Consider the following 13,322-nt stretch of genomic DNA (forward strand, 5'->3'; position numbering starts at 1 on the left):
CGGATTGTGCGGCACAAGGTCAACTCAGACGTCGAGGTTCTCGACGGCCAGAGCATTGCTCTCGATAAACTCGCGACGAGGTTCTACCTGATCTCCCATGAGGGTGGTAAAGATCTGGTCCGCGGCAATGGCGTCTTCCACGGTCACCTGCAGCATGCGACGGGTTTCCGGGTTCATGGTGGTATCCCACAACTGCTCCGGGTTCATCTCCCCCAGACCTTTATAGCGCTGGATGCTGTAACCGCGACGGCTTTCGTTCATCAGCCAGCCCAGCGCTTCGGGGAAGCTGTATACCGGCTGCTGCTTTTCGCCGCGCTGGATATAAGCGCCCTCTTCCAGCAGGTCCTGCATCTTTTCACCCAGCTGACAGATAGCGCGGTACTCGGCGGAGTCGAAGAATTCGTGGCTCACTGTATAGCGACTGCTGACGCCGTGGGCCACGATATCGATAGTGGGCAGGTACAGGTTGCGCTCGCTGTCTTCAGTGATGGAAACACTGTGCCGACGGCCGCCTCCCTCGCCTTCCTGCTCCAGTCGTGCCTGCAGTTTTTCTCCCCACTGATTCATGGCTTCGCTGGACTGCAGGTCTTCCGCTTTTACACTCGGCAGGTAAACCATACTCTGCAGCACCTCTTGCGGGTACAGGCGTGACAGTCGGTCAATGGTGGCCATAACGGCGCGGTATTCCTTCACCAGGGACTCCAGGGCGGTACCGGACAGTCCCGGAGCCTCCGGGTTCACAAACAGCGTGGCGCTTTCCAGAGCCGCGTTGGTAAGGAACTGGGTCAGCGCAGCCTCATCCTTCAGATACTGTTCCTGCTTACCCTTGCCGATCTTGTACAGCGGTGGCTGGGCGATAAATATGTGGCCGCGCTCGATCAGCTCCGGCATCTGACGGAAGAAGAAGGTCAGCAGCAGGGTGCGGATGTGCGCACCATCGACGTCGGCATCCGTCATGATGATGATGGAGTGATAACGCAGCTTGTCCGGGTTGAATTCGCTCTTGCCGATACCACAGCCTAAAGCGGTAATCAGGGTGCCCACTTCCGCGCTCGAGAGCATTTTGTCGAAACGCGCCTTCTCCACGTTCAGGATCTTGCCCTTCAGTGGCAGGATCGCCTGGGTGCGGCGATCGCGGCCCTGCTTCGCGGATCCGCCGGCGGAGTCACCCTCCACCAGGTACAGTTCAGACAGCGCCGGGTCTTTCTGCTGACAGTCGGCGAGCTTGCCGGGCAGGCCGGCAATATCCAGAGCACCCTTGCGGCGGGTCATCTCACGGGCCTTGCGCGCCGCCTCACGGGCGCGGGCGGCGTCGATCATTTTTCCCACAACAGCCTTGGCTTCCTGTGGGTTTTCCAGCAGGTAGTCGTTAAATGACTGTCCCATTTCCTGCTCCACCGCGGGCTTTACCTCGGAGGAAACCAGCTTGTCCTTGGTCTGGGAGGAGAATTTCGGGTCCGGTACTTTCACGGAAATGATCGCCGTCAGACCTTCGCGGGCGTCGTCACCGGTGGTGCTGACCTTGTCCTTCTTGCCCACACCTTCCTTTTCGATGTAGTTATTCAGGCCGCGGGTCAGCGCGGCGCGGAAGCCCGCCAGGTGGGTACCACCGTCCCGCTGCGGGATATTGTTGGTGTAACAGTAAATGTTTTCCTGGAAGGAATCGTTCCACTGCAGCGCCACTTCGACCGCGATGCCGTCTTCACGCTGGTTTTGGAAGTGCAGCACCTTGTTGATCGGCGTCTTGTTCTGGTTGAGAAACTCCACAAACGCGCGCAGACCGCCTTCGTATTCGTATATTTCCTCCTTACCAGAGCGCTCATCACGCAGCACGATCCGTACACCGGAGTTGAGGAAGGACAGCTCACGTAGACGCTTGGCCAGCTGCTCGAAATGGAATTCGATATTGGTAAAGGTATCCGCAGAAGGCTTGAAGTGGACCGCGGTACCGGTCGTTTCACTGTCACCTACCACGCTCAGCGGTGCATCAGGCACGCCGTGGCGATATACCTGTTCGTGAATCTTGCCACCGCGACGGATGGTCAGTTTCAACTCTTCAGACAAGGCGTTCACTACAGAGACCCCCACTCCGTGGAGGCCGCCCGACACCTTGTAGGTGTTGTCGTCGAACTTACCGCCGGCGTGGAGCACGGTCATGATGACCTCTGCGGCGGAAACACCCTCCTCCGGGTGCATTTCTGTCGGAATTCCGCGGCCATTATCGGACACGCTGACAGATTCATCGGGATGAATGGTTACCCGAATTTCGTCGCAGTGTCCTGCCAGGGCTTCGTCGATGGAGTTGTCCACCACTTCGAACACCATATGGTGGAGGCCGGTGCCATCATCGGTATCGCCGATATACATTCCCGGGCGCTTTCGCACCGCATCCAGGCCTTTGAGTACCTTGATGCTACTGGAATCGTAATTATTCTCTTGCGACATTCTGTTGCTCCATTCGCGCCGGCACCATTGCCTGGCCTGCTGTGTTCAGTATTCCGGTAATTTGTTGCGCGCCGGGCGCTAATACTGCCGGCTCGCTTCCCAACCACCAATCCATTGCTGTTTGGTTTGTTTGTTTCCCCCTCGTCTGGGGAGAAATACGCTTCAGACTTGTAGCTATCTCCTAGCGATCGCCTGGCGCCTCAGCAGCGCTTACCACCCCATGTTCCACGTGGAACATTTTCGGCCGCCCCCATTCACCCGGCAGCGCCAGCCACGGCTGAGCGGTCACACTGGGCTCAATCCCCGTAACCAGCACCTGGCTGGCACAATCACTTACCCAGCGGGCAAACAATGCCTGATTGTCCTGATCGAGCTCAGATGGCAAGTCATCTACCAGAAAGACCGGTTTATCATCGCCTCCGACCACCGATGCCATGGCTGTTCGCAGCGCGCAAACGGCCATTTTCTGCTGACCTCGAGAAAGGACCACGTGAGCGGGCTGACCGTGAATGGCAAACCTCAAGTCGGCCCTGTGTGGTCCAACGCGGCTAAACCCCTGCTCTATATCGCCTTCCCGAGCCGCTTCGAATGCATCTCCGAACGCCAGATCCTTCTTCCAGCCGCTCCGATATCCAAGTTGAAGATCTCCAAAGACATCTCCTGGTAGATCCCCGAGCCGCTGGTGAAAAAGGACTTTCAGTCTCTCGAATACGCCGCGCCGGAGTTCATCTACCACTTCGCCACTCTGTAGCAGCTGCTGCTCCCAAGGAGCAAGCAAATTGGAGTCAATTTTACCACGACGAAGCAGTGCATTGCGTTGCTTTAACGCGCTTTGATACACCTTCCAGTGCGTGGAAAACGAATGTTCCACGTGGAACACTGACCAGTCCAGGAGCTGACGACGAACACCCGGACCACCGTCCAGCGCGGAAAAACTTTCACTATTGATAACCTGCAACGGCAGACACGCCGCCAGCTGAGAACTGGTGTCAGCGGCAACACGATTAATCCGTATCCGGCTTTGACCATCGCGACGCTTCTCTACACCGAGCGATACCCCCCCTGCCAGGCGACCGAATACCGCCAGCGACTCTTCGCCGTAGCGGATAACCGTCTGGCTCTGCCGGGAACGAAAAGACCGCCCGCTGGACAGCATATGCACTGCCTCGAGCAACGAGGTCTTACCACTACCGTTCAAGCCGCAAAACAGGCTGACACAGCCGTCAATGGCAAGGTCGCCCTGCCGAATATTCCGGAAATTGTTAAGAACCAGACGACTCAGTGCCACCGGAAACACCTCTCTGATATACCGGCAGCCAATTCCTCTACATTCTTTTTCAGGGCCAGTAATCCCGGGCAAATACGAAAAGACCGCCAACCAAAATGGAAGGCGGTCTTGTTCTGTGGTCCAGGTTGCGGGATCAATCTAAGCACTCGCGATGGTTTTCTGTGCCTCGATCTACAATCAGAGGCGCATCGGCATAATCACATATACCGCATCGCCCTGCTCGGGCTGCTGTAAAAGCGCGCTGCTATTTGCGTCACCCAGACCGATCCGAATCTGATCGCTGTGAATGGCACCGGTGACATCAAGCAGGTAGCCGACATTAAAGCCGATCTCCAGCGGATCACCGTGGTAATCCACCATAAGCTGCTCTTCCGCTTCTTCCTGCTCAGGGTTATTGGCAACAATCTGCAACAACCCCTCGGACAACTGCAGGCGCACACCGCGATACTTTTCATTGGAGAGAATCGCAGCGCGCTGGAACGCCTGCCGCAGGGCAAGACGATCGGCAAAGACTTCATTACCGGTACCCCGAGGCAGTACCCGCTCGTAATCCGGGAACTTGCCATCGACCAACTTGGACGTGAACGTGAAGGGGCCGCATACCACGCGAATATGGTTATTCCCGAGCACGACGTCGGCGCTTGCATCGCTGTCTTCGAGCAGACGCGCCAGTTCGAGAACGCCCTTGCGCGGCACAATCGCCTGCACAGGGGAATCGACATTCAGTCCGGGCGCATCGCGATCACACAGCGCCAGGCGGTGACCGTCGGTCGCCACCGCACGCAGCTGTTGCGGACGGCACTCCAGCAAAAGGCCATTCAGGTAGTAACGCACGTCCTGCTGCGCCATGGCAAAACCGGTGGCATCAATAAGGCGGCGAATTTCGCGCTGCGAGATAGAGAAGCGGCTCTGTGCAGTGGTTTCTTCCTGATTCGGGAAGTCACTGGCCGGCAGCGTAGACAACTGATAGCGGCTGCGACCACTGCGCAATACCAGGCGCTCACCATCGCGCTCAAACTTCAGCTCGGAACCATCTGGCAGGGAGCGGCAGATATCCAGCAACTTGCGCGCGGGAACGGTGACCTCACCCTCAAGTTCCGCCGGCTGATCCAGCTGCAGGCGGCCAACAATTTCAACTTCCAGATCGGTACCGGTCAGCGAGAGCTCCTGCCCCTGCAGTTGCATCAGCACGTTGGCCAATACGGGCAGGGTCTGGCGCTTTTCTACCACGCCAGCCACCAGCTGCAAGGGCTTTACCAGGGCATCACGGCTTACGCTGAATTTCATAAATATCGCCTTGATCTACGTTAGGTCGTTCTTGTTGTTACGCGACTGCGAACCATACAGCCGCGAAAATTCAATAAATATCAATAACTTAAGTGGTCAGAGAGCGGGTAAGCAGGCGCACATCCTCGCGAATATCGCCGTCGGACTCCTGCAGCTCCTTGATCTTGCGGCAGGCGTGCAACACCGTCGTGTGATCGCGCCCACCAAAAGCGTCGCCGATTTCCGGCAGGCTGTGGTTGGTCAGCTCTTTCGCCAGCGACATTGCCACCTGGCGCGGGCGCGCGACCGATCGACTGCGACGCTTCGACAGCAGATCCGCCACCTTGATCTTGTAATACTCCGCTACCACGCGCTGAATATTGTCGATACTTACCAACCGATCCTGCAACGCCAGCAGGTCTTTCAGCGCCTCACGCACCAGAATATCGTCAATCGCGCGGCCGGTGAACTGGGCATTCGCAATTACCCGCCGCAGCGCACCTTCCAGTTCGCGAACGTTCGAGCGAATGCGCTGAGCGATAAAAAACGCCGAATCGTGAGGCAAATCCACACCCACCTGTTCGGCCTTTTTCATCAAAATGGCCACACGCGTTTCCAGCTCCGGCGGCTCAACCGCCACCGTAAGACCCCAACCGAAACGCGACTTGAGGCGCTCTTCAAGGCCGTCGATTTCCTTGGGGTAACGATCGCAGGTAAGAATGATTTGCTGCCCGCCTTCCAACAACGCGTTGAAAGTATGAAAAAATTCTTCCTGGGAGCGCTCTTTACCGGCGAAAAACTGAATGTCATCGATCAGTAGTGCGTCGACGGAACGGTAATAGCGTTTGAAATCACTGATGGCGTTAAGCTGCAGTGCCTTCACCATATCCGCAACAAATCGCTCAGAATGCAGATACACCACCTTGGCGTTGGGGTTGCGCTCCACCAGAGCATTGCCCACGGCGTGCATCAAGTGGGTCTTACCCAAGCCGACCCCGCCATATATAAACAGCGGGTTATAGGCGCCACCGGGGTTATCCGCGATCTGCTGCGCCGCGGCGAGGCCCAACTGGTTCGACTTACCCTCCACGAAGGACGCGAAGGTGAACCCGCGGTTCAACGCGCTGCCGTGCTTGATGGCACCCTCAACCTCAACCTTGCGCTGACCCGTGCCGTTAACCGGCACCGGCGGCACTGCCGCATCACCGCCATGCAGGTCCGCGGGCAGCTTCTCCGCCGCGGTCAGCGCATCGGCCCCGGCCTCTTCCGCCGCCAGATTACTGTGAGCCTCCATGCCGGGCAGGCTGCGGTTCACAGGAACCGACTGGGGCGGCTGTACCGGCGGCGCAACCGGGACAGACCGCTCGTGCACGGTGGCGCGACGGCCGGGACTTCCCCCGGTAACCGCCGCGGTAGCAGCGCCGTAGCCCGGCGCCGCCATCCCGCCGGCACTGCCCGAAACGGAATGACCAGCACCTTCGGGTGCACGGGAGTAACCCCCAAATCCAGTGGACTGACCATGGCCACCTTGCGGCGGCCCGCCATAAGTCGCATCGCCATTCAGGCTGCGACGAAAACGGGAGGTGCGCCGATCCAGCGCAACAACTTCGACCGGCACGGAGCGGCCGGCAAACTGCTGAACCAGCTCGCGAATCCGATCGAGAAACTTGTCACTCACCCAGTTGAGGATAAAACGGTTGGGCGCTACCAGGCGCAACTCCCCTTCGGAGCTGTCATCACTGACGCGAAGCGGCCGAATCCAGGTGCTGAATTGCTGCGGTGGCAGCTCATCCTGTAAACAGGCAGCACACTGCTTCCAGACGGAATCAGACAAGGAACCCCCTAAAAAGACGGAAAGAGGTGTAACTGCGCCCGGAAAACACCGGCCCAACCGCATACTGTGGACCGCCCCCAAAAACGCCGGGCATCACCTCAAAAGAAGGGCGACAGTATATCTGTTAGACCAGGGGTTATCCACAATTCACCTCAAATTGGGGACAAGTTTTCCGCGGGAAAGCCTTGAAATATCAAACACTTGACCACTAAGTGAGCGAGCAGACCTACCCGTGCAGGGAAAGTTATCCACACCAACCTGTGAATATCATGGGACCAACCGGTGTACTCCCACGAATATTGCCTGCAATACAATCACTTAGCATTTTTGCGCCAAAATCCACCCCAATCGCGTGTCCCGCGTTAGACGAGCGCGGGCGCACACGTCGATTTCCAGACTCTATATAAGGAAACAAGAACCCGACGCGCAGCCAGGCAACCGCCGATGAACCCAGAGCAATTGCTCAACCAATAATCACTACCCGATCGTTGCTTTGACTGGCTTCTTTCTATACAATCCGCCGCCTTCGCAGTGCATAGCCCGCTCCGAAGTTCGCCCACGCCGACAGGAAGGGCAAGCCGCTAACGGGCTAATGCCAAACGCGGTAAAGAATTACCCAAACTTCCCGGACACAACTCCAGGACAACAATCCAGGTAGTAATACGATGAAACGTACATTTCAGCCAAGCAACTTGAAGCGCGCTCGCACCCACGGTTTCCGTGCCCGTATGGCCACCAAAAACGGCCGTAAGATTCTGGCTCGTCGCCGCGCCAAAGGCCGCAAGGTTCTGTGCGCCTAAGATTGCCGCCTAGCGAGCAACCTTATACTTGCCACTGAATCACTATGCAGTGCCCACGCAGCGACTTCGCATTCGCCAAGCCGCTGCGGCTGCTCAATGCGGCGCAGTATCGCGCCGTTTTTGATTCTGCGCCGGTTCGTGCCGCGCAACCCCAATTCCTGATCCTCGCCCGCCCCAACGAGCTGCAGCATCCCAGGCTCGGCCTCGTTATTGCCAAAAAGCACGTCCGCAACGCCACCGACCGCAATCGCATCAAACGCATTGCCCGGGAAACCTTCCGTCTGCGTCAGCACGAACTGTTTCCGCTGGATGCGGTAGTCCTCGCCCGTGGGGGAGCCGGCGAGCTGGACAATGAAGCGCTGGGCAAGATTTTCAACAAACTGTGGCGCAAGCTCGACCAGCGCGCACGGGACCCCCAGCCCCAGCAGAATAGCGCTCAAAACCGCGGCCGCAGCAAACCACAGCGGCGTAAACCGGGCGGCAAACGGCACGGACCAAAACAGTCCTCTAGCCAAACCTCGGCGAAAACACCGCCACAAAAAGCATCAAAACCCGCGGGCAGTGACCAGTGACCTGGCTGGCCATCAAGCTGATCCACCTTTACCGGCTGATTGCCAGCCCCTGGGTCGGCAACCAGTGCCGTTTCTACCCCACCTGCTCCCGTTATGCTGAAGAAGCATTAAACACACACGGATTCTGCAAAGGGGGTTATTTAACCCTGCGTCGCCTTATAAAATGCCACCCCTGGCACCCGGGGGGGCTCGACCATGTCCCACCCGCGGCGCAAGCACCCGAATCACCGGCGACCGTCGAGGCGCCGCCCAAGCAACAAGGCTAACGACATAATGGATTGGCAACGCTACACGCTGGTCGGCGGCATCGCCGCGGTCCTTCTGGCATTGATTTATCAATGGAATGCTTACGAAGAGCAACACGCCCCCGCCATTGACCAGAAAACCGTGGTGCATCACCAGAGCGCCGATACGGAAACCCTACCCAGCAGCCAGGCCCAGTCGAGCACCCGCGGTGCCGGCAGCGAACTGCCCGAAGGCGCCATGCCGGAAGTGGGCACCAGTGACCAGCCAAAGCTGATCACCGTCAACACGGACACCCTGAGCCTGTTGATCGACCCCCACGGCGGCGACATTGTGAAAGTCGCACTGCGCGAGTTTTACGAACAAATTGACACCCCGGACCGACCTCTAATTCTGCTGAACCAGACCCGCAGCCACACCTATGTGGCCAAGAGCGGTCTGGTCGGCGGCAAAGGCAACTGCTCCGCCGGCCGCCCGGTATTCACCAGTGACGCCAGTGAATACGCCCTGCAGGAAGGCAAAGACGTTCTCACCGTTGACCTGAAACAGTCTCAGGGTGATATCGGATTTACCAAGCGCTTCACCTTTACCCGTGGCGACTACCTGGTGAAAGTCTCCTACCTGGTGGATAACGGTCGCGACAAACCATTGCTCGCTGGCATGTGCGGCGAAATCGTGCGCGACAACCTGGAGCCGCCGGTGGATATGGGCATCGGCATGTCCCCGTTCCTAGGTGCGGCCCTGCACACCAACGAAGAAAACTACTTCAAGCAGGACTTTGAAGACATCACCAAAAAGCCCACCACCGAAACCATCGAGGGCGGCTGGGTAGCCATGGTGCAGCACTACTTCCTGAGTGCCTGGGTGCCGGACCAACAGCTTCAGAACACCTACAAACTGCAACCCATCGGCAACGGCCTGTACAGCATGGGCTTCAGCAGCCCGCCCCTACGCATTGATCCGGGCCAGAACGGCAGCGTCGAAGCTTCTTTCTATGTGGGCCCGAAAGATGTCTATCGCCTGGAAGAGATTTCCCCCTACCTGGATCTGACCGTGGATTACGGTTGGCTGTGGTGGCTAGCCAAGCCGATGTTCCGCGTGCTGCACTGGATTCACGAGCACCTGATCGCCAACTGGGGCTGGTCCATCATTCTGCTGACGGTATTTATCAAGGCGCTGCTGTACCCGCTATCCGCCGCCGGCCTGAAGTCCATGGCGCGCATGCGCAAGTTTGCGCCGCAGATGAAGAAGCTGCAGGAGCAGTACAAGGACAACCGCCAGAAACTGGCGGAAGAGACCATGAAGCTGTACCGCCGGGAGAAGATCAATCCGGTGGGTGGCTGTCTGCCCATTCTGCTGCAGATGCCGGTGTTTATCGGTCTCTACTGGATGCTGATGGAGACGGTGGAGCTGCGCCACGCACCGTGGATTTTGTGGATTCACGATCTGTCGGTGAAGGATCCCTACTTTATCCTGCCGGTTATCATGGGCGCCTCCATGTGGCTGATGCAGAAACTGCAGCCGCAACCCACGGATCCAACCCAGGCGAAGATCATGCAGCTGATGCCGATCATGATGACTTTCTTCTTCCTGTGGTTCCCGGCTGGCCTGGTACTGTACTGGATCGCGAACAACCTGATCTCCATCGCCCAGACCTGGTTTATCAACAAGCAGGTTGAGGCGGCAGGGGCCACCAGCAAGTAACAGGCACCAGCAAGTAACAGGCACCAGCAAGTAACAGGCACCAGTAAATAACTGCCAGCAGTTACATTCCATATAGAAAGGGCCGCAACTAGCGGCCCTTCTACTATGTGCACTAAAACCAGGTGCACTAAAACTCCGAAACGCGCATAGACTCAAACGTATGTCCCAGCAAAGCCTCAGCAAAGACACCATTGCCGCCGTCGCCACCCCTCCCGGACGCGGTGGTATCGGCGTTATTCGCCTCTCCGGCCCAAGGGCAAAAAACATTGGTGAACAGCTGAGCAACCGCCCCTTCAAACCCCGCTTTGCACACTACTGCGATTTCATCCACCGGGAGCAACTGCTGGATCAGGGCCTCGCCCTCTTCTTCCCTGGCCCCAACTCGTTTACCGGTGAAGACGTGGTGGAACTGCAGGGCCATGGCGGACCGGTGATTCTGGATACGCTGATGTCCGCACTGCTGGAACTGGGCGCGCGGCAGGCACGTCCGGGAGAGTTTTCCGAGCGCGCTTTCCTCAACGACAAGATGGATTTGGCGCAAGCAGAGGCCATTGCAGACCTGATTGACGCCGGTAGCGCCCAGGCTGCGCAGAATGCCCTGCGTTCACTGCAGGGTGTTTTCTCCGAAAAAATCGAAGAGTTATCCACACAACTAACCCATTTACGTATCTACGTCGAAGCATCGATCGATTTTCCGGAAGAAGAAATCGATTTTCTCGCAGATGGCAAAGTCGCGGCGGATATCGAGGCGCTACTCGCGCAGCTGGACCGCGTGGAGGCTCAGGCGCGCCAGGGCACCATCATGCGGGAGGGTATGCAGGTGGCCATTGCCGGCAAACCCAACGCGGGCAAGTCCAGCCTGCTGAATGCACTGGCGGGTAAAGACACCGCAATCGTCACCGATATTGCCGGTACCACCCGGGACGTACTGCGGGAACATATCCATATCGACGGCATGCCCCTGCACATTGCAGACACCGCCGGGTTGCGGGAATCCCCGGATCAGGTGGAACAGATTGGTATGCAGCGTGCCTGGGATGAAATTCGCAGTGCGGACCGGGTGTTGCTGGTGGTGGACGCTGCCGAACTGAGCAGCCTGGATCCCGACAAAGCCTGGCCGGATTTCACCGCGCAACTGCCGGACCCGGAAAAGCTCACTTTGGTGGTAAACAAAATTGATCTCACTGATTACACCCCAGGCCTGCAGGCACACAGCGACGGCGTACCCATCGTCGCCATCAGTGCCCGCACCGGTGCCGGTATCGAGGCCCTGCAGCAGCACCTGAAACAGTGCATGGGGTATCGCGCAGGAAACGAAGGGACCTTTAGTGCCCGCCGTCGCCACCTGGATGCGCTGGCACGGGCGCGCAGTTTTATCGTGGAAGGTCAGGCTCAACTGAGTGCCGCTGGCGCCGGCGAGCTGTTGGCGGAGGACCTGCGTCAGGCACAGCAGGCACTGGGAGAAATCACCGGCACCATGACCGCCGACGAACTACTGGGCAAAATTTTCGGCAGCTTCTGTATCGGAAAATAACCGCTACACGGCGCCCGCAATTACGGAATCTTGCGGTTGCGCCCCGCCAGTACCCCGCAAACGGCCATCAACAAGGTCAAACCGACACCGACCACCAGTGGCGCCTGCCAGCTTTGCCACTGTTCGTGCAGGGCACCACTCATCGTTGGGCCACAGGCGGCGAGCAGATACCCCAGAAACTGCGCCATTCCGGACAGGCTAGCCGCCTGCGCCACACTGCCCGTCCGAAATGCCATAAACATGATGGCCAACAGGAAACAACCACTGGAACCAAATCCGAACAGTGCCACCCACAGCGCAGCCAGTGCCGGATGAAAAAGCAGGCCAAGCAATGCCGCCGTCATCAACAGTGCCATTGCCGCGGCCATCAAGCGCTGATCGCTGAATCGCGCAATTACCGGCCCCAGAAAAAGGCCCGGCAGGGCCGATGCCAACTGCATTTCCCCATGCAGGGACCCCGCCACCACCGCGGTAAAACCCGCATCCGTCAAGATCGCCGGCAGCCAGCTCGCCATGGAATAGAACATTACCGAGTTAAACCCGAGATATAGGGTGATCTGCCAGGCGATGGACGAGCGCCACAATGCTCTCGACGAGTGTTCCACCAGCGGTGCACTCACCGGTGACACCGTGGCGCTGGCAACCCTTGCGACCCGCTGAGCACGCAGAGACCAAACAACCAGGGCGAGCAACGGCAACATAGCCACCGCCAGAAGCCCCGCTTGCCACCCAAACCAGAGTGCCAGCGGCACCGCGCACACCGATGCCAGCGCACCCGCTGTCCCCATGGAAATACCGCTGACACTGGTGGCCTGGGCGACATTTTCCGGGAAATCCGTTTTCACCAGGCTCGGCAACAGCACATTCCCCAGCGCAATTCCCGCGCCTATTACCGCAGTGCCAGCAAACAGTGCGGTGACTGAGCCCGCAGAGCGCAGCAGAACCCCGGTGAAAATGGCCACCAGTGCAAAAAAAATCGTTACCGTCAGGCCCCAGCGCCGGGCAATAGAGGCCGCACACAGAGACCCCGCGCTAAACATCAGCAACGGCAGCGTGGTCAGTAACCCCGCCGTAGAAGCATCCAGTGCCAACTGTGACTGAATAGTTCCAATCAGTGGCCCGACCCCGGTTACCGGCGCGCGCAGGCAAGCCGCCATCAGCACAAGGCCGGCGTATAACAGCAATGGGTTGACTGTCTGTGGGGGAGTTTGGGTCTTCTGTACCACTAAACGAGGTCCAATATCGAGGTGAGTGACGGGGGCGCGCATTCTTCAACACAGCTCCCCCCCATACAAGTCACAAGAGTTGCCCACATCAATCCACAAGGTTATCCAGATCGACCACCTATCCAACCTTGCTACACAGCAATTTATCCCGGAAAACCACAGACTTATTCACAGTTGCAAAATTAACGGCGCTCAAAAACACAGCTGTGGACAAAACACGGGATGACCCCCTGCTTAACCCGGTACGAAAACGGGGACAATTAGACCGGATGATCAATAACGGAAAAGTTATCCCGCTCGTCCACACGCCCCTACCGTAGTTTTACCCTTGTAAAAGCAGGGGTTTACAGGGTAGTTATCATTCCCATAAGACTTTGTTTTTAAAAGGTTTTTTAGCGATATACATAAAA

The 13,322-nt window shown here is 57.9% G+C and carries 10 protein-coding genes; 5 read left to right on the forward strand and 5 right to left on the reverse strand.

Annotated elements, in window-relative coordinates; translation table 11 throughout:
- Positions 1-24: 24 nt before the first annotated feature.
- The 4 genes from gyrB to dnaA all read right to left on the reverse strand — a co-directional run bounded on the left by gyrB (position 25) and on the right by dnaA (position 6,833).
- Positions 25-2,445 (reverse strand): DNA topoisomerase (ATP-hydrolyzing) subunit B, encoded by a 2,421-nt coding sequence (gene gyrB, locus ACYX4K_RS15105; RefSeq protein ID WP_475091319.1) that lies wholly within the window; start codon positions 2,443-2,445, stop codon positions 25-27.
- 181 nt (positions 2,446-2,626) lie between these two features.
- Positions 2,627-3,733, reverse strand: a complete 1,107-nt coding sequence (gene recF, locus ACYX4K_RS15110; protein ID WP_476178720.1) for a DNA replication/repair protein RecF — start codon at positions 3,731-3,733, stop codon at positions 2,627-2,629.
- A gap of 177 nt (positions 3,734-3,910) precedes the next feature.
- Entirely contained in the window at positions 3,911-5,020 is a 1,110-nt protein-coding gene (gene dnaN / locus ACYX4K_RS15115; RefSeq protein WP_475091317.1) for a DNA polymerase III subunit beta, read from the reverse strand.
- Between the two features lie 88 nt (positions 5,021-5,108).
- Positions 5,109-6,833 carry a chromosomal replication initiator protein DnaA gene (gene dnaA, locus ACYX4K_RS15120; RefSeq protein ID WP_475091316.1) on the reverse strand — a complete coding sequence of 575 codons (1,725 nt, stop codon included), beginning with the start codon at positions 6,831-6,833 and terminating at the stop codon, positions 5,109-5,111.
- A 665-nt stretch (positions 6,834-7,498) separates the two neighbouring features.
- Here dnaA and rpmH point away from each other — a divergent pair.
- From rpmH to mnmE, 5 genes are all read left to right on the forward strand, one after another.
- A complete protein-coding gene (gene rpmH, locus ACYX4K_RS15125; protein ID WP_043319858.1) occupies positions 7,499-7,633 on the forward strand; it encodes a 50S ribosomal protein L34 in 135 nt (44 codons plus the stop codon).
- Between the two features lie 44 nt (positions 7,634-7,677).
- Complete coding sequence (gene rnpA / locus ACYX4K_RS15130; protein WP_475091315.1) at positions 7,678-8,205, forward strand: ribonuclease P protein component; 528 nt, start codon at positions 7,678-7,680, stop codon at positions 8,203-8,205.
- Entirely contained in the window at positions 8,202-8,471 is a 270-nt protein-coding gene (gene yidD, locus ACYX4K_RS15135) for a membrane protein insertion efficiency factor YidD (protein ID WP_475091314.1), read from the forward strand. Before rnpA ends, yidD begins: the two co-directional genes overlap by 4 nt.
- Before the next feature lie 7 nt (positions 8,472-8,478).
- On the forward strand, positions 8,479-10,152 hold the full coding sequence (gene yidC, locus ACYX4K_RS15140) for a membrane protein insertase YidC (protein ID WP_475091313.1): 1,674 nt from the start codon (positions 8,479-8,481) through the stop codon (positions 10,150-10,152).
- Positions 10,153-10,312: 160 nt separating this feature from the next.
- A complete protein-coding gene (gene mnmE / locus ACYX4K_RS15145; RefSeq protein WP_475091312.1) occupies positions 10,313-11,686 on the forward strand; it encodes a tRNA uridine-5-carboxymethylaminomethyl(34) synthesis GTPase MnmE in 1,374 nt (457 codons plus the stop codon).
- A gap of 20 nt (positions 11,687-11,706) precedes the next feature.
- On the opposite strand, the gene ACYX4K_RS15150 is transcribed toward mnmE, so the two are convergent.
- A complete protein-coding gene (locus ACYX4K_RS15150) occupies positions 11,707-12,870 on the reverse strand; it encodes an MFS transporter (RefSeq protein WP_475091311.1) in 1,164 nt (387 codons plus the stop codon).
- Between the last annotated feature and the right edge of the window lie 452 nt (positions 12,871-13,322).

Source organism: Microbulbifer sp. ABF4_107 (assembly GCF_056312215.1).